Origin of the sequence: Marinobacter xiaoshiensis (assembly GCF_031631795.1) — a bacterium.
Taxonomy (GTDB): domain Bacteria; phylum Pseudomonadota; class Gammaproteobacteria; order Pseudomonadales; family Oleiphilaceae; genus Marinobacter; species Marinobacter xiaoshiensis.
In genome coordinates, this window is sequence record NZ_JAVMBO010000017.1 from 207,607 (window position 1) to 230,289 (window position 22,683).

The 22,683-nt window shown below is 54.9% G+C and carries 19 protein-coding genes; 12 read left to right on the forward strand and 7 right to left on the reverse strand.

The window, feature by feature from the left end; genetic code table 11:
* The first annotated feature begins 7 nt into the window (after positions 1–7).
* Both pstB and phoU read left to right on the forward strand, forming a co-directional pair.
* Positions 8–823: a phosphate ABC transporter ATP-binding protein PstB gene (gene pstB, locus RKA07_RS12790; RefSeq protein WP_435404621.1), complete on the forward strand. Its 816-nt coding sequence runs from the start codon at positions 8–10 to the stop codon at positions 821–823.
* Positions 824–855: 32 nt separating this feature from the next.
* Complete coding sequence (gene phoU, locus RKA07_RS12795) at positions 856–1,578, forward strand: phosphate signaling complex protein PhoU (RefSeq protein WP_200202301.1); 723 nt, start codon at positions 856–858, stop codon at positions 1,576–1,578.
* A 27-nt stretch (positions 1,579–1,605) separates the two neighbouring features.
* On the opposite strand, the gene RKA07_RS12800 is transcribed toward phoU, so the two are convergent.
* From RKA07_RS12800 to RKA07_RS12825, 6 genes are all read right to left on the reverse strand, one after another.
* The gene (locus RKA07_RS12800; RefSeq protein ID WP_200202300.1) at positions 1,606–1,971 is read right to left on the reverse strand and encodes a histidine triad nucleotide-binding protein; all 366 of its coding nucleotides are present in this window, start codon (positions 1,969–1,971) and stop codon (positions 1,606–1,608) included.
* 42 nt (positions 1,972–2,013) lie between these two features.
* Entirely contained in the window at positions 2,014–3,309 is a 1,296-nt protein-coding gene (locus tag RKA07_RS12805) for an FAD-dependent monooxygenase (RefSeq protein ID WP_310966483.1), read from the reverse strand.
* A gap of 86 nt (positions 3,310–3,395) precedes the next feature.
* On the reverse strand, positions 3,396–3,950 hold the full coding sequence (locus RKA07_RS12810; protein WP_310966485.1) for an aminoacyl-tRNA deacylase: 555 nt from the start codon (positions 3,948–3,950) through the stop codon (positions 3,396–3,398).
* 168 nt (positions 3,951–4,118) lie between these two features.
* Complete coding sequence (locus tag RKA07_RS12815) at positions 4,119–4,952, reverse strand: mechanosensitive ion channel family protein (protein WP_200369806.1); 834 nt, start codon at positions 4,950–4,952, stop codon at positions 4,119–4,121.
* A 135-nt stretch (positions 4,953–5,087) separates the two neighbouring features.
* Positions 5,088–6,191 carry a tRNA 2-selenouridine(34) synthase MnmH gene (gene mnmH, locus RKA07_RS12820; protein ID WP_200369805.1) on the reverse strand — a complete coding sequence of 368 codons (1,104 nt, stop codon included), beginning with the start codon at positions 6,189–6,191 and terminating at the stop codon, positions 5,088–5,090.
* A 473-nt stretch (positions 6,192–6,664) separates the two neighbouring features.
* Complete coding sequence (locus tag RKA07_RS12825) at positions 6,665–7,069, reverse strand: VanZ family protein (protein WP_200369804.1); 405 nt, start codon at positions 7,067–7,069, stop codon at positions 6,665–6,667.
* Between the two features lie 97 nt (positions 7,070–7,166).
* On the opposite strand from RKA07_RS12825, the gene cysZ reads away from it, so the two are divergent.
* The 7 genes from cysZ (at position 7,167) to RKA07_RS12860 (ending at position 16,972) form a co-directional block, all read left to right on the forward strand.
* Positions 7,167–7,916 carry a sulfate transporter CysZ gene (cysZ, locus tag RKA07_RS12830; RefSeq protein ID WP_200369803.1) on the forward strand — a complete coding sequence of 250 codons (750 nt, stop codon included), beginning with the start codon at positions 7,167–7,169 and terminating at the stop codon, positions 7,914–7,916.
* 16 nt (positions 7,917–7,932) lie between these two features.
* Positions 7,933–10,818 (forward strand): RNA polymerase-associated protein RapA, encoded by a 2,886-nt coding sequence (gene rapA, locus RKA07_RS12835; protein ID WP_310966487.1) that lies wholly within the window; start codon positions 7,933–7,935, stop codon positions 10,816–10,818.
* A 67-nt stretch (positions 10,819–10,885) separates the two neighbouring features.
* The gene (locus RKA07_RS12840) at positions 10,886–13,336 is read left to right on the forward strand and encodes an acyl-CoA dehydrogenase (RefSeq protein ID WP_227714722.1); all 2,451 of its coding nucleotides are present in this window, start codon (positions 10,886–10,888) and stop codon (positions 13,334–13,336) included.
* 17 nt (positions 13,337–13,353) lie between these two features.
* Positions 13,354–13,734, forward strand: a complete 381-nt coding sequence (gene crcB / locus RKA07_RS12845) for a fluoride efflux transporter CrcB (RefSeq protein WP_310966488.1) — start codon at positions 13,354–13,356, stop codon at positions 13,732–13,734.
* A gap of 235 nt (positions 13,735–13,969) precedes the next feature.
* Complete coding sequence (locus tag RKA07_RS12850) at positions 13,970–14,176, forward strand: cold-shock protein (protein WP_200202291.1); 207 nt, start codon at positions 13,970–13,972, stop codon at positions 14,174–14,176.
* Between the two features lie 205 nt (positions 14,177–14,381).
* Positions 14,382–14,957 carry a glutathione S-transferase family protein gene (locus RKA07_RS12855; RefSeq protein ID WP_200202290.1) on the forward strand — a complete coding sequence of 192 codons (576 nt, stop codon included), beginning with the start codon at positions 14,382–14,384 and terminating at the stop codon, positions 14,955–14,957.
* Between the two features lie 266 nt (positions 14,958–15,223).
* Positions 15,224–16,972 (forward strand): alkaline phosphatase D family protein, encoded by a 1,749-nt coding sequence (locus RKA07_RS12860; protein WP_310966489.1) that lies wholly within the window; start codon positions 15,224–15,226, stop codon positions 16,970–16,972.
* Positions 16,973–16,975: 3 nt separating this feature from the next.
* Here RKA07_RS12860 and RKA07_RS12865 read toward each other — a convergent pair whose 3' ends face one another.
* Positions 16,976–19,375 (reverse strand): phosphoketolase family protein, encoded by a 2,400-nt coding sequence (locus RKA07_RS12865; protein ID WP_310966490.1) that lies wholly within the window; start codon positions 19,373–19,375, stop codon positions 16,976–16,978.
* Positions 19,376–19,505: 130 nt separating this feature from the next.
* Here RKA07_RS12865 and ilvD point away from each other — a divergent pair, with 130 nt between their 5' ends.
* Genes ilvD through RKA07_RS12880 form a run of 3 tightly spaced genes read left to right on the forward strand, consistent with a single transcriptional unit; the run spans position 19,506 to position 22,683 of the window.
* Positions 19,506–21,182: a dihydroxy-acid dehydratase gene (gene ilvD, locus RKA07_RS12870; protein WP_200202288.1), complete on the forward strand. Its 1,677-nt coding sequence runs from the start codon at positions 19,506–19,508 to the stop codon at positions 21,180–21,182.
* A 30-nt stretch (positions 21,183–21,212) separates the two neighbouring features.
* Complete coding sequence (gene pbpG, locus RKA07_RS12875) at positions 21,213–22,157, forward strand: D-alanyl-D-alanine endopeptidase (RefSeq protein WP_310966491.1); 945 nt, start codon at positions 21,213–21,215, stop codon at positions 22,155–22,157.
* A 46-nt stretch (positions 22,158–22,203) separates the two neighbouring features.
* Positions 22,204–22,683, forward strand: coding sequence for an asparaginase domain-containing protein (locus RKA07_RS12880; RefSeq protein WP_200369799.1), 480 nt, complete (start codon positions 22,204–22,206; stop codon positions 22,681–22,683).

The window sequence follows — 22,683 nt, forward strand, 5'->3', positions numbered from 1 at the left end:
TATTAGTATGAGCCCTGCAGAAACCACGATTGAAGAAGGCAAAACCGTTGGCATTCCCTTCTCCGACGACCCCAAATTTCATCTGCGGAATGTGGAAGTCTTCTATGGCGAATCGCCGGCCATTAAAAACATCAGCCTGGATATCGCCCGCAACGAAGTTATTGCGTTTATCGGGCCTTCCGGCTGCGGTAAGTCCACCTTCTTGCGCTGCCTGAACCGGATGAACGACAGTATCGAGAGTTGCCAGATCAAGGGCTCTTTGCTCTTGGACGGCCAGGACATCTACGACCCCAAACGGGATGTGGTGGAGCTGCGTGCCCGGGTAGGTATGGTATTCCAGAAGCCCAACCCCTTCCCCAAGTCTATTTACGATAACGTCGCCTACGGCCCCCGAATTCATGGCCTGGCCAACCGCAAGTCAGACCTGGACGACATAGTGGAAAACAGCCTGCGTAAGGCCGGCTTGTGGAATGAGGTTAAAGACCGCCTTGATGCCATGGCAACCGGCATGTCCGGCGGACAGCAGCAGCGGCTGTGCATCGCCAGAGCCATAGCGGTTAGCCCGGAAGTGGTGTTAATGGATGAACCTTGTTCGGCGCTGGACCCGATAGCCACTGCCAGAATTGAGGAGCTGATTGCCGAGTTGTCCGAGAGCTACACCATTGTGATCGTGACCCACTCCATGCAGCAGGCCGCGCGGGTTTCCAATCGCACCGCCTACTTCCATTTGGGCCATCTTGTGGAAGTAAACGACACCAGCAAGGTATTCACCATGCCGGAACATGAATTGACGGAATCCTACATCACTGGCCGGTTTGGCTGATTCAGGGTTTAAAGAACAGGGGGAGAGTCACAATGCCTACGAAAAAAGATGACGTTTATGGAGATCATATCTCCAATCGATTCAATGATGAGTTGCTGGCCCTGCAAACCCGATTCCTGAAAATGGGTGGTTTGGTGGAAACCCAGATAGACAGCGCCGTTAAGGCGCTCATTGAGGGCGATGGCCAGCTGGCGGAAGAGATCCGCTCCAAAGACAAGCTGGTGGATCGGATGGAGATGGATATTGATGAAGAGGCGATGCTGATCATTGCCCGCCGCCAGCCGACAGCTCGTGATCTGAGACTGGTTATTTCTGTGATCCGAATGGTTGCAGATCTGGAGCGGGTGGGCGATGAAGCCAAGAAAATCGCCAAGTTTGCCATCAAGCTCCTGGATGAAGGTCAGTCGCCCCAGGGCTATGTGGAGGTGCGCAATATCAGCGCCCATGTGATGACCATGCTTCACGATTCACTGGATGCGTTTGCGCGCCTGGATTCCGAGCAGGCACTGCGAGTAATGAAGGAAGACAAACGGGTGGATGAGGAATATCAGGCTGCGGCCCGCACCCTGCTGACCTTTATGATGGAAGACCCCCGTAACATCTCACGGTGCATGTCAGTGATGTGGGTTCTGCGGTCGCTGGAGCGGGTGGGGGATCACGCCTGCAACATTGCCGAGAACGTGATTTTCATGGTCAAAGGCGAAGACGTGCGCCATACACCCATGGAAGAGGCGGAGCGGGTAGTGGGGCGTTAAGCCCCACTCTAGCCAAGCCAGGGCTGCTTAGGCCTGCTTCATTTTGTCGGTATAAGGTGGCCAGCCCAGAGGTTTTCCTGCCAGCAAGTGCAGGTGAATATGGAATACCGTCTGGCCAGAGTTTTCGCCGCAGTTCATCACGGTGCGATAACCGTCTTCGGCAAAGCCCATCTCCTTTGCGAGCTTGGCGGCTACCCAGTACAGGTGGCCAACCAGCTCGCGATCCATCTCTTCGATGTCGTTAATGGTCGCGATCAGCTTTTTCGGGATAATCAGCAGGTGCACTGGCGCTTGCGGGTTGATATCACGGAATGCCAGGCTGATATCGTCTTCGTAAACGATATCCGCCGGGATTTCGCGGTTGATGATCTTGGTAAAAAGGGTTTCGGACATCCTGGTTTCCTTTTATTTGTTGTGACTCGATTGTTCAGGTACTTAAAGCTGGTTCAGGCCCGGTAGCCGGGCAGCTAATTGCCGAATAACCGCTGGCAGCTCATCGTCGATGCCCATGGCATAGCGCGCCACCTGATTACGGGCAAAGGGCAGGGCGCGGGCGGCGCCCAAACCTAGGTTGCGAAGCAGGTGAACGGGCGGAATCTGGTTGCTGAACAGGTGATAGAACGCATCCATGGCATACATCATGCGCCGGTTGGCCGGTCGCCGTTGCGTCTCATAGCTTGCCAATACCGAGGCGTCGGCCAGATCCCTGCCAGCCCTACGTGCTTCTTTCAGAATAGATTGCAGGCACTGGGCATCCTGAAATCCAAGATTCACACCCTGCCCAGCCAAGGGGTTGATGGTATGAGCCGCATCCCCCACAAGCACAATGCGCCCCGCCGAGTAGTGTTTCGCGTGCTGGCGGGCGATGGGAAAGCTGGCGCGATCTTCAATATGAGTCAGCTGCGGCAGCTCTGCCGGGAAAGCCTGCTGTATTTCCGCCATCAGTGCTTCATTGCTCAGGCTTTTCAAGCGGGCGATTTCCTCTGGTGAGTCGTACCACACCAGTGATGCACGGCTTTCACCCGGGTGGTCAGCGCCCGCGCTGTATAACGGCAGGAAGGCCCGCGGGCCAGAGGGGTAAAATCCCTGCCAGGTGATGTCCTGCACTGGCCCCTGATAACGCACGGAAATCACCATGGCCTGTTGGCCGTACTGGTTCCGGGTAACACCTATGCCAGCCATGTCCCGCACTCGGGATTGCGCGCCGTCGGCACCAATAATCAGGGTAGCGGCCAGTTCCTCGCCGTTCTCAAGCCCGACCCTGGCCTGTCCATCCACCTGTGTAATGCCAGTAACGCCATTGCCCGCCAGTATGGTAACCGAGGGCTCCGCTTCCGCCGCTTGCCAAAGGCCTTGCTGGGTTACGGAGTTTTCCACAATATGGCCAAGGTGAGAGGCATTCAGCCCGGCGGCGTCGAACTCCACCTGATTGGACGTGCGCGGTAGCAAGTTACTCAGGGGGTGGCGGGTTTCGTCCCACACCGCGAGACGGCGATAAGGCGTGGCGCGCATACCCAGGATATGATCCCAGGCGCCAAGGCTTTGCAGATAACGCTCACTGCCTGCGCTGAGAGCTGACACGCGGATATCGGGGGCCGAATCAGGGTCGAAACCGGGGGCAGGGGCGCGATCAACCATCGCGACGCTAAAGCCCTCTCGCCCGAGGCCAGTGGCAAGTGCGGCGCCGACCATGCCGGCACCGACAATCACAATATCAAAAGCTTGAGTCATATCGGGTTCCTGTCTGATGCCTCACAGTTTACGCGATGGCAAAGAACAGACAAGCGACCGGGATCAAGCCGGTGGTGGAAGCACCATCAACTCACCATGCCCGATATCTGTTGCTCTGAAGGTTCTCCGGGCTGGTGTTGGCGTTTTTTCAGCCAAGCCGGCTTCTGGGCTCCGGGTTTCATAAAGCCCCGATTCAGCACTATGGGCTGAACCAGATTCAGGAAATCCCGGGTTTTCATGTGCAGGGTTTCGGTATGGCTGCCTGCGGCAAAGGCGAGTTCCGGCTGTTCTGTCAGCGGCTCAGCACAATACACCGTCATCCCGAACAAACTGCCGAAGGGTGGCATGGCGCCAACTTCACAATCCGGGAAGCGATCCTGAAATTCCTGCTCGTCGGCAAGGTCTACAAAGTCCGTATCCAGAATGCGGGAAAGGCTTTCCCAGCGCACACGCCAGGTTGCCGGCATGACCAGCATGGCCATTTTTCCATCGAGCTCAATAATGACGGTTTTGACTACCTTGTCACCGGCAATCTTTACATGGTGAGCAAGCTCTTGCGCGGTAAACGCGGAGGGGTGGCTGAGGCACATGTATTCAACATTTGCCCCATCCAGAAATTCTTTTAACTGCTGAATCGGCATAGTGACAGCCTCCTACCAGCATGGACAGCAACCCGGAATGGCTTGATATGAGCTCCACTCCGACGACGTTCTGGCGGGGCCATCAGGCCCCGTCATTAATCGTCAGCTTAGCTGAGGTTGTGCCGAATGCGAGTAACGGGTTGTATCTATGCGATACGAATTGCTACTTCACTCGGATTTGTATAAGTGCACGTCGCGCTGGGGGAAGGGGATGGAGATACCTTCTGCATCAAACGCTTTCTTCACAGCTTCCTGCATGGCCCAGTTGAATGGCCACAGGTCGCCGGCCTTGGTCCAGGCGCGAACGGTCAGATTGACTGAGCTGTCGCCCAGACTACCAACAACCACGAGAGGGGCGGGATCTTTCAATGCACGCTCGTCTTCAGAGATAAGGCGTAAAATAATGTCTTTCGCCTTGTCGATGTCATCGCTGTAGCCGATGCCAAAGGACATGTCGCAGCGACGTGTTTCATAGACGCTCATGTTGGTCAGGCTGGCATTAGACAGCTGGCCGTTAGGGATCACCACGCGGCGGTTATCGAAAGTATCGATAATCGTGTACAGAATAGTGATTTCTCGCACTGAGCCGAGAAAGCCCTGTGCTTCAATTGCATCACCTACTTTGAATGGCTTGAACAGCAGGATCAGCACGCCGCCTGCAAAGTTGCCCAGACTGCCTTGCAGCGCGAAGCCAACGGCCAAACCGGCGGCACCAATGATGGCAACGAAGGATGTGGTTGCAATGCCAACCATGGAGGCGACAGAGACGAGCAGGAGAATCTTCAGAATGACGCTGATAAGGCCGCACAGGAACTTGTTCAGGGTCGGGTCTTTTTTGCCAAGCTTAGCGTCCAGCACGTTTACAAGGCGATTGATCAGCCACATACCGATAATCAGGGTGACAATCGCTAGCAGGACTTTCGGGGCATAGGTCATGACCAATGTGATGGCTTGATCCATATATTCTGATGCGCGCCCGTCCGCGCTGAATAGGTCTTCCATAGTGATTCCTTATTAGTTCCTGATGATGAATGCGTAACGCTTGCAGTTAAAAATCCAGTGCAACCGGATAGGTTAAAGACTCTATATAGCAGACAAACTGGCTAAGGTATATCTGAGTTGCAGAGCGCGCATGGCTCAAGCCGGGGTTTTTTCTGCAGCCCACTTGAGCAAGGCGCGAGAATCCCCACGAACAAGGATTTCCCCCTTCTTTTGCCCAAGCTGGTAATCGTACATAGGATCATAGTAATCCTGCAGCAGCGGCTGAATCCAGGCGTTATGACCTTCCAGGGTGCCGTTGTGTTCCTGTTGCTCGAGCGCTTGCTCCATAACATTGCGCAGCTGGCGGTACCGTTCGCCTCCCAGTCGTTTACTAATGCGTTCAAGCGAGCCCAGCAGGTAATCACGGAAGTTCAGCCAGCCAGCTTCTTCGCCATCTCTTTTTATATAATTGGAGGCCATGTGCTCGACATAGTCTTCCCGGATAATGCGGGTGCGGTCTTCCAGCGATTCCTCAAGAATGAGCAGGGGAGTGCGGGCCATCCGCTCTTTCAGTGCTTCGGGAAGGGCGCAGCGGCCAACCAGGCGGCTTTCATCTTCCAGATAAATCGGGCCGTCCTTCAGGTGGCGCGCTTTCAACAGGGCAATGGCCAGGCGATTTTCGAAATCTATTTGCGATGGCTGGGGAGTTACTTGCCGCCCAAAGCTGGAGCCCCGGTGATTTGCCAGGCCTTCCAGATCTACCGGGTTGGGGAGTTGCTGCAGTACACGGGTTTTGCCAGTACCTGTGCGCCCACTGATAATGCGAAAATCACTGGATTTGATGAGCGCGTCGAGGCTGTCGATAAGGAACCGGCGTAAGGCTTTATAGCCGCCCTTTACGAGTGGGTATTCAATGCCGGTATCCTTGATCCATTGTTGGGTTAGTCTGGATCTCAAGCCGCCACGGAAGCAGAACAGATAACCTTCTGGATGATTTGCCACAAACCGCATCCAGGTTTCAATGCGCTGAGCCTGGATATCCCCGGAAACCAGTTGGTGGCCGAGCCGGATAGCTTCATCCTGCCCTTTCTCTTTGTAGCAGATGCCGACCCGGTGTCGTTCTTCATCATTCATCAGTGGTGCGTTTATAGCGCCAGGGAAGCTGCCTCTGGCAAACTCCACTGGTGCCCGGACATCCATCAGCGGGGTGTCGTTCAGGAAAAGTGAGAGGTAGTCTTCAGTGTCGGGTCTGCTTGGCATTTCAGGGCTCAATCGCTTGCCAGAATGAGGCAGCAGTATAGCGGATGTGCAAAAATTCCGTGAAAAAAAGGGCAGCCCTCGGGCTGCCCTTTACCGGAACAGGTCGGCGCATCCTTGCGCTGAGTGCAACAACCGTGTTGCGAATCCTTTTGCCACTCCGTGGTGCCGGCTTCCGAGCCAGCGATCCGAATAGTTATCCCTAAGCCAGGTATCCCTGCTTCTCCCTGCTTCTCCCTGCATTCCATGCCGGGGTGCATCCAGTGCGTCGTCCTTATCCTTGTCATCCCTGACGAAGCCACTATAGCAACGGGTGAGTGTGGAAATGTGTGAGCTGTGCACGCTTGTGTCTGGCGCTTTCCCAAAGAGATTACTGAAGCGTAATTATATCAGTATGTTAAGTAATTCCCGATGATGGCCTTAGTGGGTGCGCACGAGCAATTGCTGCAAAATCGCACACACTTGTGCGATATATCTCACACAGAATTGGGCGAATTTCTCAAGTCTCTTTTGTTGCTTGAGGGGAGGCCTGGCCAGGGCAGGAGTCCGATCAGTATTCCCACGCCGTCGGCAGCCACGTCTGCCAGCGAGAAGTCGCGGTAGGGAAGAAGGGCCTGAACAGCCTCGATGCCAAACCCGAAAGCCAGCAAGGCCGGTGCGTACCAAGTGGCACGGAGCTCCGGCCAGGCCAGTCGCGTAACCAGTGTGAGCTCAATAAACGCGATCAAATGGTTCACTTTGTCGCTGGGAGCAGAAGGAATGGGGTAGCTGCTGCTTGTAGTTGCCAGAAAGCCAATGGAAATTACCGATAGCAGCAGGGCAAGGCGCCACAGCGGCCGGAAGTTCAGCAAGCTTGTCAGTTGGTGTTTCAGTGTTGCCATTGGTGAAATCCGTCAGAGTTCTCTGGCTGTGTGAAGGTTTTCAACATGATATGCTTTGCGCCCCGTCACTGTCATTGAAGCGGAGGGCCATTCGGCGATGCTCAGAGGTAATTTTTTTCGTGGACTGGGCTATCTGGGTGAGGGTTTTCACCTGATTCGCCAGCCTGGTTTGCGGCTATTTGTCGTCATTCCGCTTGTTATCAACATTTTTCTCTTCGGGTTACTTTTCTATTTTCTGGGTGAACTCTTCGGCGCCTTGATTGCTACGGCCATGGGCTGGCTGCCCGATTGGGCCTGGCTGCAGGCGCTGGACTGGCTGTTCTGGATTTTGTACGGCGCTGTGATTCTACTTATGTTGGCGTACGGCTTTGTGATAATTGCCAACCTGATTGGCTCGCCTTTCTACGGTTATCTGGCTGAGCTTACGGAGAAACACCTCACCGGCCAGGAAGTCAGCACTGACGAAGGCTGGACAGCCATCATAAAAGACATCCCCCGTGCGCTCTGGAGGGAAGTGCAGAAAATTGCCTACTACCTGCCACGGGCTATTGGTCTGTTTATTATTGGGCTTATTCCAGTGGTCAATCTGGTGGCAGCCGTGCTGTGGTTTCTGTTTAACAGCTGGATGATGGCGCTGCAGTATGTGGATTACCCCGCAGACAACCACAAGGTGAGTTTCAAGGCATTGCGCCAACTGCTTGCCGACACCCGCTTGTCTGCCCTGGGTTTCGGGTTGCCAGTAGCTTTGGCAGCCATGGTGCCTGTTTTGAATCTTATTGTGGTTCCCGCAGCTGTTTGTGGGGCGACCGCCTATTGGGTGCGCGAAAACGGCGCAACACGAATTTAAAGAGTTTGGAGGTTTTTTGGACGCATCGGAACTTGCTATTGGTCAGCGCTGGGTCAGCCACAGTGATACAGCGCTAGGCCTGGGAATAGTGACAGACATTTCTGGCCGCCGGATCACTTTGGGTTTTCCTGCGGCAGACGAAGAGCGCACCTACGCCATTGATAATGCCCCGCTTTCGCGCATCGTGTATCAGCTTGGCGAGGAAATAGAGACCTTTGACGGCGCCAGATATCTGGTGCGTGCCGTTGAGGATATCGGGGGCGTGCTGTTGTACCACGCGGAGCCCTTGGCGGAGGGGGCCGAACAGCCTGAGGCGAACCTGGAGCAGATCTCTGAAGTTAAACTCGCCGGCTCTGTCAATTTTTCTGCGCCCCATCAACGTCTCTTTGCAGGGCAATTTGATCGTAACGGCGCCTTCCGTCTGCGTTTCGCGACTCTGCAGCACATGGACCGGTTGCGGGCATCTCCCGCCCGCGGGCTGATTGGTGCTCGCACACAGCATTTACAGCACCAGATCTATATCGCCCACGAAGTAGCCAAACGCCACGCGCCGCGAGTGCTTCTGGCAGATGAGGTTGGTCTTGGTAAAACCATAGAGGCTGGTCTTATTCTGCATTATCAGTTACAGACTGGCCGGGCACGGCGGGCTTTGATTGTGGTGCCGGACTCTCTTATTCACCAGTGGTTGGTGGAGATGCTTCGGCGCTTTAATCTGCGCTTCTCGATTGTTGACCAGAGCCGATACGATGCTCTTAAAGGCGCAGAGGATGATGTTGATGCCTTGATGGATCACATCTTCGGCGACGACTCATCTGTGAATCCCTTTGAAAGTGATCAGCTAGTACTGTGCAGCCTCGATTTTCTGGTGAACAGCGAGAAGGCCCGGGCAGATGTGTTGAAAGCAGACTGGGATCTGATGGTGGTGGACGAGGCCCATCACCTGGCGTGGAGCCCAGACGATGTTAGTCCGGAATACCAGTTGGTGGAGGAGCTTTCGGCAATCAGCGAAGGCCTTCTGTTGCTGACTGCGACGCCGGAACAGGTGGGAGTGGCCAGTCACTTTGCCCGCTTGAGGCTGCTCGACCCGGCACGTTTTCATGATTTGCAGGCGTTTCAGGACGAAGAGCTGCAGTACGAGGCGATTAACGGCGTAGTGCGACGCTTGCAGGATGAGAGTTCAGACATTCATGAGGATGACCGCAAAGCATTGCAGACCTGGCTAGGTGATGAGCTGACGCAGCTGTTGGCGGGGGATTCACCACGGCAGGCTGTTATAGATGCGCTGCTGGATCGCCATGGCACCGGGCGGGTTCTTTTCCGTAATACGCGGGCAGCAATTCAGGGTTTTCCAGAGCGTCGTGCCAATGCGATTCCGTTGAAGTGTCCAGAGATGTACCAGGGGCAGGAGTTTGGCTATGCCGGGCTGGCGCCGGAGCAGTCAGTGGCTGAAGAGCAGTGGCTGGCGGATGATCCCCGGGTTGCCTGGCTGGAAAAGAAGCTGGCCAGCCTGCGCCCGGCCAAGGTGGTGGTTATCTGTGCCCTGGCCGAAACCGCTATGGCGCTGGAGCACTATCTTCAGTTGCGTGCCGGTATTCGCAGTGCGGCATTCCATGAGCATTTGAGCCTGGTTGAGCGTGATCGCGCTGCTGCCTACTTTGCTGATAACGAACAGGGTGCCCAGGCGCTGATCTGTTCGGAGATTGGCAGCGAAGGCCGTAACTTCCAGTTTGCTCACCACCTTGTGCTGTTTGATCTGCCAGCAAACCCCGACCTGCTTGAGCAGCGCATCGGGCGGCTGGACCGTATCGGGCAAACTGAAACCATCGACATTCATATCCCTTACCTTCAGGGCACCTCGCAAGAGGTTCAGTACCGCTGGTTCCAGGAAGGTTTGAACGCGTTTTCGGAAAGCTGTGCCGTTGGTGTTGCGGTACAGGAAAAGGTTGGCGGGCAATGGATGAGTGCTCTCGAAGGCGATCTGTCTGTACTGGATGGCCTGGTTGAAGCCTCGGCAGCCGAGACCAGTCGCCTGAAAACGCTCCTGCAAAATGGTCGCGATGCGCTGATTGAGCTCAATTCCTGCCGGGGAGACATAGCCGATACGCTGATTGCCGGTATTGAGGAAGAAGAAGGATCGGCGCAGGTGCGTGATTACATGATGGAGGCCTTCGACATTCTCGGGGTGGACGTCGAAGACCATTCTGACCTTGCGGATATTCTGCGCCCCGGTGAACAGTATCAGACGGGTCATGTTGCCGAGCTGCCGGAAGACGGTGTAACCGTTACCTGGGATCGGCAGCATGCCCTTGAACGTGAAGACATCGCCTTCATGAGCTGGGAACACCCCATGGTAACGGGCGTAATGGATTCAGTAACCAGCTCCGGCTTGGGCAAAGCCGCTCTGGCCAGCCTGTCGGTGAAGGCGCTACCACCGGGCACTTTGCTGATGGAAGCACTGTTTACCGTACATTGCCCGGCCCCGGAAGCCCTGCAGTTGACAAGATATCTGCCGGTTTCACCCTTGCGGCTACTGGTGGATGTGAATGGAAAAGAACTCTCTGCGGCATTGCCTCATGATCGCCTGAACGACTTGTGTTCCAACATTCGCCGCCGCACTGCTCAGGCAATCGTGCCGCAGATCCGGCCCCAGGTGGAAACCATGGTGGATCATGTGGAGCGCTTGTCGGCACCACATCTGGATCCAATGAAGCAAAAAGCGCTGGCGCAGTTGGCCGCTAACTTTGAGCCAGAGATTCGCAGGCTGGAAGCCCTGAAAAAAGTGAATCCGGCGATTCGGGATGAGGAAATTGATTATTTCCGAAACCAGCTGGATGCCGCGCGTGAGGCTATTGGACACGCCAGCCTGGCTCTGGAAGGGATTCGGGTTATCGTCACAGCTTGATGCTGTTTTTTGAGATACCCTTAACGTAACATTTTGTAAATTGATCCATGGATGACAGAGAGACCCTATGATGACTTTGATTCTGTTTATAGTGGCGCTGACAGGCCTGTTGATTGTCATGCGGCGTGAATCCGGTGCCAAACCTGCCATTGGCGTAATGGTAGTCGTTGGTGTTCTGTCGATGATCTTTGCATCCGGATGGTTGGCACTGATTCTCTTTGTTGGCGCCGGAGTTACTGCAGCGGCGGGTTTGCCCGGCCTTCGCCAGGGCTGGCTAACGCCGCGTATTTTTGCCATGTTCAAAAAAGTCGCCCCCAAGGTATCTGATACCGAGAAAGTGGCGCTTGAGGCGGGCACCGTTGGCTGGGATGGAGAGCTGTTTACCGGGAAGCCGGATTGGCACAACTTGCTGATCAATCGCCACACAGGCCTGAGCGAAGAAGAGCAGGCGTTTGTGGATAACCAGTGCGTTCAGGCAGTGTCCATGTGTAATGCGTGGGACATTGCGGTAGAGCGAGCGGACCTTCCAAAAGAGTTGTGGGACTTCCTCAAGAAAGAGAAGTTCTTCGGCATGATCATCCCCAAAGAGTATGGCGGGCTCGGCTTCTCCGCAAAAGCCCAGACAGCGGTACTGCAAAAAATTGCCGCCAATGAAATGCTTATGGTTACCGTGGGTGTACCCAACTCCCTCGGCCCTGGCGAACTGCTGCTCAAGTACGGTACAGAAGAGCAGAAAGAGCACTATTTGCCGCGCTTGGCAGACGGCCGTGAAATTCCCTGTTTTGGCTTGACCGGCACTCGCGCAGGCTCTGATGCCACTTCGTTGCCGGATGTTGGAACTGTGTGCAAGCAGGAGATCGACGGCAAGGAAGTTATTGGAATAAAACTGAATTTCGAAAAGCGCTGGATCACTCTGGCGCCCATCGCGACCGTTGTAGGCCTGGCGTTCCGCATGTTTGACCCGGATGGCCTGGTTGGCGACACCAAGGATTACGGTATTACCTGCGCACTGATTCCCCGTGATACCAAGGGTATGGAAATCGGCCGCCGCCACTGCCCTATCGGAAGCCCGTTCCTGAACGGCCCGATCATCGGCAAGGATGTGTTCATACCGCTGGATTATATTATTGGCGGGCTGGATATGGCCGGGCAGGGCTGGCGTATGCTGGTTGAATGCCTCTCGGTTGGTCGCTGCATTACCCTGCCTTCCGGCGCTGCAGGCGCCGCTGCCTATGCTGTGGGCACTGCAGGTGGTTTCACCCGCATCCGGCGCCAGTTCAACACCCCTGTGGCCGATATGGAAGGTGTGCAGGAGCCCTTGGCTCGCATTGCCGCCAAAACCTATATTTCCCAAGCGGCGGTTAATCACACGGCCAACATGATTGATAAGGGCGAAAAGCCTGCCGTGCCCTCTGCGATCCTCAAGTATCACCTGACGGAATTCCAGCGTGGCATTATGGCTGACGCCATGGATGTTCACGGAGGCAAAACCGTGACTCTGGGGCCCCGTAACTATCTCGGCATAAGCTACAGCGGTTCACCGGTTTCCATTACGGTGGAAGGCGCGAACATCATGACCCGCAGCCTGATGATTTTTGGTCAGGGTGCTATCCGCTGCCATCCTTATGTGCTCAAAGAGCTGGCGGCCAAAGACAAGGACGATATCAATGCATTCGACGATGCCTTCTTTAGTCATGCCGGTCTGATTTTTGGTAACGCCGCAAGAGCCTTTACCCAGGCATTGAGTATCGGCCGTGCAGACGTACCCTTCGATAGCGCCAGCCGCAAGTACGCTCAAGCGGTTGCCCGCTTTAGTGCCGCGTTTGGTCTGTGTTCAGATGCAGCCATGACTACTCTTGGCAGTGAGCTGAAGATGCGTGAGCTGATTTCAGCTCGTTTGGGTGACATGCTGTCTAACCTTTATCTTGCCTCCATGGTGCTCAAGAACTGGCATGAAACCCAGCCAGTGGAAGGTGAGAAAGAGGTAATGCAGTACAGCCTTGGCTTGCTACTGCATCGCACAGAAGAAGCGTTGGACGGTTTCCTGCAAAACCTGCCAAATCGTGCGGTCGCTTTGGTTCTGCGTGGTATCACTCTGCCTCTTGGCCGGCGCTGGGGTAATCCCCACGATGACCTTGCCCGTAAAATCGCGCGGTTTATATCCACCGATACGCCCATTCGTCACAAGTTGCTTGCGGGCACCTGGACAACAGACGGTGAAGGCTCGGTGGAGAATCCTGTAGCGCGTTACAACGGCCTGCTGAAAGACTATGACAAAGCCGAGCAACTTTACCGCAAAGCCACCAAGGCATACGCGAAAGGCGAGCTGCCAATGACCGCTTTGCACCCGGAACAGCGTTTTGACGCGGCATTGGAAGCGGGTATTTTCACCAAAGAAGAAGCTCAGTTCATGGGCGAGTACGAAGCTGTTGTCTTTGACATGCTTACCGTGGATGACTTCCCGTTTGATGAGTTTGCCCGCAACAAGGACACGGTGATTGATCACAATCCAGCGTAACGGGGCAGGCCGCTAGTATGTGGTTGTCTTTTCTGGCCGTGAGTGTTGGCGCCGTTGTTGGCGCCAACCTGCGCTGGTTGTTGGGGTTGTGGCTTAATACCAGTTACCACGTGATTCCCTATGGCACCCTCGCTGCCAATCTTGGCGGTGGTTGGCTGGCTGGCTTGCTCATTGGCTATTTCAGTCATGCCAGCACCCTTGCGCCTGAGTGGCGTCTGTTTGCAATCACTGGCTTGTGTGGCGCGCTGACAACCTTTTCCACTTTCTCTCTGGAAATGTTTTCTGCTATTCAGGACGGGAAGTGGGCAATGGCCATAACCGGGGTTCTCGCTCACGTAATTGGCTCTATACTCATGACTGCATTGGGTATTTACACCTTTAGTCTAATGAAAGGCTAATGGGTACGACTACCTACAGGATTTATTTTAAATCTACTTGGCAAGCCAGTGATTCAGTAGTAGAGTGTTTTGGAAGGAAAGATTCAGCAAAGCATTTCATGAATAAGACGTACTCCGCAGTTAGTAGTCACCGTCCTGTTTTTGATTCCGCGAGTTCTGTATTTCCGTAAAACGCTGACCACTCACATTCAGTGAATGGCAGCAGTTAATATGATTGATTTCAGGAAGTTTAAGTATGTCTACTACTACCGGTACTGTTAAGTTCTTCAACGAAGCTAAAGGCTTTGGCTTTATCACTCGTGAAGGCGGCCCGGACGTTTTTGTTCACTACAGCGCAATTCAGGGCGGCGGTTTCAAGACTCTGGCTGAAGGCCAGCAAGTTGAGTTCACCGTTACCCAGGGCCAGAAAGGTCCTCAGGCGGAAAACGTTACTCCTCTCTAATCCCACTCGGATAGAGTAGTAACCGCTAAAAAGGCAGCTTCGGCTGCCTTTTTTTCGTTATAAGGCTAGGTTCTTTTCCTGCACTGAGGCACTGATGTGGTACATTTTCAGCCGGGCACAGTGAGTTGCCCAAAGAGAATTGCTGGCGATCGTCACCCATGAGTGTCAACAAAGAGTATCACTGGGTTACACAACCGGAGAGCTTATGAAGCTGATTGGATCAACTACCTCGCCCTATGTTCGGCGCATCCGCATTCTGCTGGACGAGGAGCGCTACGACTTCGTTAATCTCGATATTTACGGCGCAGACCGCGACGAAATCAGAAGCACCAATCCCGCACTGAAAATACCTGTGCTGGAGAGCGATGGTCAGCAAATTTATGACTCGCGGATTATTGCCCGCTATCTCAGCTCCAAACAGGGCAGAGACCCGCTTACCTGGGATCAGCAAAACCAGCTAACCCTGATTGATGGTGCTAATGACTCTGCAGTTATCCTGCTGTTGGCGAAGCGTTCGGGCGTAGATGTAGACGCACCCGGCGTACTGTTTTTTGATCTGCAGCGTGAGCGCATCATGACAACGCTGCGCACGCTTGCGGCGCAAGTGGAAGATGGTCAGTTTGAAGAGTGGAATTACCCGGCTATCTGCCTCTATTGTCTGGTGGACTGGCTCGATTTTCGTGATCTTGTGGACTTCACCGGCATTGAAAGCCTGATTGCCTTCCGTGATAGTCATAACACCCTTCCGTGGGTAGCCGAAACCGATCCGCGTCAAGCATAGGTTCTGAATCTTGAGGTGCTCGGCTAGCCGGGCACCTTTTGCCTCGTATTTTCCCCACTATTCCTGCCCCTTAGCATTTCCCATTGTGAAGGCATCCTGAATGCCTACCAGTTTGACTGTCGCAATTTGGCATCGCGTTGTCGCAATTTAGCAGTGCGTTATTCACCCAGGCAGACTAGATTTCATGATGGCTCCTAGGAAGGCGTAAACGTTTGCGCTTCGGGTATCGGTTGCCTGGCCCCCAAGATTTCAAAGGAAATATAACAATGACAAAACTGACGAGACGGGACTTCCTGAAGGCGTCCGCCATGGGCATGGGCGCTGTAGTGGTTTCAACCGGCTTGGCCGGATGCATATTCGATAGCGACGACAAGCGCACGACTGATTTTACTCACGGGGTGGCAAGTGGCGATCCTCTGTCAGACGGTGTGGTTCTGTGGACGCGCGTAGTGCCGGATAGAGACTTTGAAAACGCTGTGAGCGTGGCTTGGGAAGTGGCGACGGATGCAGGGTTCGAAAACCTGGTTCACTCTGGCACGGCAGCAGCTAAAAATGCCCACGACTTTACAGTTAAAGTAGACGTTCGCGGCCTGGGCGCCGGCCAGACTTATTATTACCGGTTCCGCACCTCTGACAGCCAGTCCCCTGTGGGCACGACACTGACTTTGCCCGAGGGTGATGTCAGTTCCGTGCGCTTGGCGGTGGTGTCGTGTGCTAACTACCCTGCTGGTTACTTCAACGTTTATCGTGAAGTCAGTAAACGTGATGATCTGGATGCTGTGGTGCATCTGGGTGACTATATTTATGAGTACAGCAGCGAATCCGGCAGTTACGCCGCGTCTGATGCCGCTGCGCTGGGCCGTACCTTCCCGACTGATAACAACCTGGAGTTGATAAGGCTGAAGGACTACCGGCGTCGTTATGGCATTTACCGGGGTGATGCGGACCTTCAGGCGTTACACCAGAAAGTGCCGTTTATTGTCGTTTGGGATGACCATGAAATCGCCAACGATGCTTGGGAAAATGGAGCCGCAAACCACAATGCCGGTGAAGGCGATTATGGCACTCGCAAACTTGAAGCCTTGCAGGCGTACTTTGAATGGATGCCTATCCGCCCAGTGATCGAAGGTAATGACGAGGCAATTTTTCGCACCTTCAGGTTTGGCGATCTGGTGGCTTTGCACATGCTGGATACCCGACATATGGGGCGAGATAAACAGTTGGACTACCAGAATTATTTCACTCAAGCGGGGCTTGATGAAGCCAGCTTCAGAGCAGATGTGGGAAGCACTAACCGCACAATGCTAGGGGCCGAACAGCTGCTCTGGCTGCAAGCTTCAATGGGATACTCCACGGCTACCTGGCAGGTACTGGGGCAGCAGATACTGATGGGGCGTATGAATCTGCCTGCAGAGCTGTTGATGGCTATAGCAACTGAGCAGTTCGACGGTTTGCCGCAGGCGCTTGGAGAGCTGGCAGGGTTAAAGGCTCGGCATTTAGGCTTGGCTCCCGGCCCTTCATTGACGCCAAAGGAGTTGGCCAGGATAAACACCGTTGCCCCTTATAATCTGGATGCCTGGGACGGTTACCAATATGAACGAGAAGTCGTTCTGGGTACTGCAAAGAAGCTGAACAGGAACCTTGTGGTACTGGCCGGCGATACCCACAACGCCTGGGCTAATAATCTGAAAGACATCTATGGCGATCAGATTGGTGTGGAGTTTGCCGCGCCGTCAGTATCATCGCCAGGATTGGAGGAATATCTTGAGCTTGAGGAAACCCAGATTGCGGGCGCTGAGCAGGGTATTAGCCTGCTTGCGGATGACCTGGATTACCTCAACATCAACCAGCGTGGATATATGTTGGTCACCTTTACGGCTCAGGAAGCTCGGGCCGATTGGTACTTTGTCGATACCATAAAGTCCCGTGAGTACGCCATCGACACAGCTCGCAGCACAAGCCGGATAGTCCGGCCTGGCGCAGGTAATCGTCGCGTGGAATCCGTCCCCGGCTGAGGTTCAGGACAAGCCGCGAGTGATCAGAGCAGGGTCGCCGCGGCCTTCCACCGCTGCCAGTTCGGCACTGGATAGCCACTCCCCGGGTGGCTTGTCCAGAACGCTGGCGCATGCGGCCAGCGCGTGGCCCCAAGAGCAGTGATTGGCAAACAGCATTCCAGCCTCGTTTAGTGTTCCCCCTCTATTAATGTAGCCTAGCACCCTGCTGTGGCCGGGGTCGGGAAATAGAGTGTGCAAGTGCCCGCGGAATACCTCAGGGCGCATGTGAGTCAATGCCACTCTTCGGTGTAGCCGGCTCGGGAACAGGCGCTCGCGCTCGAATTCCGACATGCAACTTTCTGCTTCCAGAGTGTCTCTTGGCTCCCGGAATCGCCCTGGCTCCTGAATATAGACCAAGCGAAATGATGTGCCGGTATCGCGCAGACGTTCGCAGGCGCGGATCGCTTCCGAAAGTTGATAAGCGCCATTGGCGATCAGCAATATCGGTTCTCCCCCGGATGTGTCTTCGTCGACCACCAGGGCGCCATTCTGCGCTAGCGCTTCGGCCTCATGGGTATCAAATACGCAAGGCCGGTTTCGTTTCGGAATCACCATGCAGCTGATGGTTCCGCGTTTGGTAAATACCGAAGGAAGAACGGCGAGTGTGCTGTTGTAATCCACAGGAAAAATCACCCGGGAAACATCGTTCATTTCACCCAGCAGGCTTTCACAGAAGGTGGTGTCCTGGTGGGACTGTTCGTTTTTGCCATTTTCCCAGGTGTGGGATGTGGCAATAATCGGCTGGCCAAGCCAGCGGGCGGGGCGGCCCACGGCTTTCTGGTGCCGTGCAAAAATCAGTTCCTGGCGGATGGCGCCCAGCATTTTTACGCAGAAAGCTTCGTAGCTGGCCACCAAATTGATTCCGGCTTTATTCGCCAGGCAAGCAGAGACAACCGCTTCCTCATTCAGCACGGTGATGATTTTTCCATGAACCGACTCGGAATCGTTCTCGGGGTCAATCACCCGGTGCTTCAGATCTTCCAGTATGCCGGTCAGGCGGTTGCTGGCAAGTTCGTCAGGGTTGCCAACCCGAGCTCTAAGGTCCGGGTTTTGCACAACCAGGGCTCGGAAAAAGTCATCCACCGCCAACATTGGCGAAACTGGATCATTACGCTCAGGGAGGACTGGAATAACAAGGTCTGGCGGATTGCGCCTGGCCAAAGGGTGATCACGTTCCAAGGGGCGCGATTGCTGTTCGTGTTCTTTTAACCGCAGTACGCTTTGTGCAAGTTCTTCGGGCTCAACCCACAGACGAGAGGCGTGCGTCTGGAATAGTTCCCGGGCGCGGACGTCCAGGCGCGGATTGCCCGGGAGCGGCAGGTTGTGGGCCGGATTCAAGCCGGCGCCATAAAAGCCGAAGCCTTTCACGGTTTCAGCAATGCCGTAGGGAATGCGAACCGGGTAGTCCAGTTCGCCTGCCAGCGCACGGTCGCTCCTTTGCTGCAGAGAGTCTTCCATTTCTGCAAGAGCGCAAACAAAGGCCGCCGGATCGCGACCATCAAACCTGAAGGGGTCAAAGTCATGGGCGGCGAGGTGGGCCTCAAATCTCTCGAGCCCCTCGCGCGTGCCTAACTCAGTGCGTTGCTCAATGCGGCGGCCATTGGCAATCATCACCGGGGTCACCAGACCGCAGTCAGCTGCTCTCCACCAACGGGGAATCCAGTCACTGCCGCGCTGTTCTTCCGCCGCACCGTCAGAGAGAAAAGCAATCAGCGACTCCCCAGGTAGTGGCATGTGCGCGTATTGAAGTTCGGCAAAGCCCAAATACCCACCTTCGATGATGCCGCCGGCTGTGTATGGGTTAACATGGCTGCCTAATGGTGCCACCACACTGCCATCCGGCTTTTGCTGGTAACTGTAGAAATCCGCCACCATCCGTGACAGCCCATCTGTTCCGGTGTAGCGTTTATGTTGCTCGGGGAGAAGGTTGCCGGTCAGCACGTTCAGTGCATCAACGGCGGCTACGCAATGCCCCTGACCCATAAGCCAGCTACGTGTTTGCCCCGTCAGATTATTGAGGGCCATATAAGCCGCGTAGGCTGGCACCATGTTTAATGCCCCGCCGGTGTGACCTTCAGGATTGCATTTGAAGTCTTTCGCGGCCAGTGGAGCACCAGAGCTGTCTACGCGGTTTGCGTAGGTCATGTGTACAACCAGCCACATGCCGGCACTGGTTAGTCGATCAAGATCTGCCAGCTTGCGGTAGACTGTAGCGGTGTCAGGCTGAAGATTTGCAGCGACGAGACGTGAAGCGAGTGCCTGAACGCGCTCGCTGGTTGCGTCGGTATGTTGGATGACGCCATAGCCAGAGCGCCAGAGTTCGTACTCGGAACAAGCCGTTGATGGCAAAATCGGGGATGACATGGCGTGCCTCCAAGGCATAATTATTGTGCAACGATTGTAAGAGGCACGCGCGTTGTGCCGGTTGATGCAGGTCAGTCGGGAAGCCTTCTGGCAACAACTGTGTTTTGTAACTGTTTTTTAGGAGAAACTGATGACTGATGACAAACGCCGCCGCTATTCCGCCCCCGTGGTGGATGGAGTGGGCAAGTCTGCCAGCCGGGCTATGCTGCGAGCTGTCGGTTTTACCGATGAGGATTTCCGTAAGCCGCAGGTTGGTATCGCTTCCACCTGGAGCAATCTGACGCCCTGCAACATGCACATTCACGAGTTGGCGGAAGCCTCTTCGGCGGGCGCGGATGCCGCTGGCGGCAAGTCATTGATCTTCAACACCATCACAGTGTCTGACGGCATTGCCAATGGAACTCTGGGCATGAAGTACTCCCTGGTGTCCCGGGAAGTTATTGCAGATTCCATTGAAACCGTCGCGGGCTGTGAAGGATTTGACGGACTGGTTGCCATAGGTGGGTGCGACAAAAACATGCCCGGCTGCATTATGGGGTTGGCGCGGCTCAACCGGCCGTCGGTGTTTGTGTACGGCGGCACCATTTTGCCCGGAGAAAACCACACCGATATTGTTTCGGTATTCGAAGCGGTGGGCGCCCATGCCCGTGGTGACCTTGATTTAATCGAAGTAAAGCAGATTGAAGAAACAGCCATCCCCGGCCCGGGCTCCTGTGGTGGCATGTACACGGCTAACACCATGGCATCGGCTATCGAAGCTATGGGTATGAGCCTGCCGGGCAGCTCCGCACAGAATGCGGTATCCAATAACAAACTGGATGACTGCCGTGCTGCGGGCGCGGCGGTTTTGAATCTTCTGGATAAAGACATCAAGCCCAGAGACATTATGACCCGAGAGGCGTTTGAGAATGCGATTACCGTTGTGATCGCGCTGGGCGGCTCAACCAACGCGGTTCTGCACCTCTTGGCAATGGCTAGCACGGTCGATGTGGAGCTGAGCCTGGAAGACTTCGTAGAGATTGGTAAGCGCGTTCCGGTCCTTGCGGACTTGCGCCCGAGCGGCCATTACATGATGTCCGAACTGGTGGCGATTGGTGGCATACAGCCGCTGATGAAAATGCTGATGGAGCGTGGCCTTTTGCACGGCGATTGCCTGACGGTGACCGGCAAGACATTGGCGGAGAATTTGGCTGAAGTTGAGCCTTATCCCGAAGACCAGGACATTATCCGTGCGTTCGACAACCCGGTGAAAGCCGACAGTCACTTGCGCATTCTCCATGGCAATCTGGCGCCGGAAGGGGCTGTTGCTAAAATCACCGGCAAGGAAGGCACGCACTTTTCCGGGCGTGCCCGGGTGTTCCATTCCGAAGAAGAAGCCCAAGAACGAATTATTGATGGGACCGTGGTGGCCGGCGATGTATTGGTGATTCGTTATGAGGGCCCGAAAGGTGGCCCAGGTATGCGTGAAATGCTCACGCCTACCTCGGCAATCATGGGCAAGGGCCTTGGCAACGATGTGGCTTTGATTACGGATGGTCGTTTTTCCGGAGGCAGCCATGGCTTTGTAGTGGGGCATATCAGCCCGGAAGCTGCTGAGGGTGGCCCCATTGCGCTGGTTGAGGATGGCGATACAATTACCATCGATGCAGTCGCAAATACCATGGTATTGGACGTGTCAGACGATGAGCTTGAGCGCCGGCGCAAAGCCTGGGTTGCTCCCCAGCCACGATTTACCCGTGGTGTGCTTGCCAAATATGCTCGCACAGTAAGCTCTGCATCCACCGGTGCGGTTACCGACTTGCCATGATGCACCGATAAAGCAACGACAGAGCGCAACATGCATAAAATGAACATCGCGCGGATACTGTTGTGGCTGGTGTTATGCCTGCCACTTGCAGTAAGCGCACAGCAGAAGGGGGCCAGCGTAGCTGGTGCTCAGAACCTGAACCTGGCATCGGTTAATGCAGCCGTGGCGATGGTAGGCAGCAATGAATTGGTGTTTGGTCGAAATGCAGACCGGCCGGTGCCTATTGCCTCCATTACCAAGGTAATGACTGCGCTGGTTATGCTTGAATCCGGCGCTCCGCTGAATGAGTGGCTGGTGTTCGAGAAGCGACACACAGCTGCTGCCGCCAATGCCTACACTCGCATCCGGATTGGCTCGACGATGCGCCGTGCTGATGTGCTGCGTATTGCGCTTATGTCGTCTGAGAATTTTGCGGCCTACACCTTGGCCAGAAGCCACCCGGGTGGTTTCGATGCATTTGTTGATGCCATGAATGCCAAGGCAAAGGCCCTTGGCATGATGAACACACACTTTGTGGACCCTACAGGCCTTTCGGCAGAGAACCTTTCAACCGCAGGTGATCTGGTGAAACTTGTTAATGCAGCTGCAAAGCACCCGGAGATTCGAGAGTACTCCACAACCGGCTATTTTCGTGGCAACTTCCGTAATCCCCGTTACAGTTTGTCGTTTGGTAACACCAATGCTTTGGTACACCGCGAAAGCTGGGGGGTGGAGTTGAGCAAAACCGGTTATCTTTCGGAGGCAGGGCGCTGCCTTGTGATGATCTCTGAAATGAACGGCAAACAGGTGGTCACAGTACTTCTCGATTCTTTGGGAACCCGATCCCCCATGGGAGATGCTGGTCGCATCAAGCGCTGGCTGGATACCGGAGCCAGTGGGCAGGTGGCTAAAGCGGCGCGGCAATACGCACAGGAAAAGAACGCGGCATACAATGCTGTGGCACAGAGCGCCAGCACCACAACCGCTCTGAAGTAAAACCCGAGCGACATCGCACAATTCGCTGAACATGGCAGGAACCTTCATGATCCGGATTTTTACCACCGGTGGCACCATCGACAAGGTGTATTTTGACGCTAACAGCGAGTTTGAAATTGGCGAGTCGCTGGTGCCCGAACTGCTGGCAGAATCCAATATCCACAAAGGCTACAGCCTGCAGGGGTTATTGCGTAAAGATAGCCTGGAAATGACCGACGCAGATCGTGACAAGGTGTTTGCTGCAGTTAATGCCTGCGATAACAGCCGCATTCTGATTACCCACGGCACTGACACCATGGCGGAAACCGCTCAGGTGCTGTCATCTCTGAAAGACAAAACCATTGTGCTGACGGGGGCCATGCAGCCCGCGCGAATGCGTCGTAGTGATGCGGTGTTCAACATAGGTTTTGCCTGGGCAGCGGTGCAGCTTTTGCCTCCCGGTGTCTATATTGCCATGAATGGAGAAGTGTTCGAGGCCGGCGCTGTGCGTAAAAACCTGAAAGCCCAGCGCTTCGAGCGTACCTGA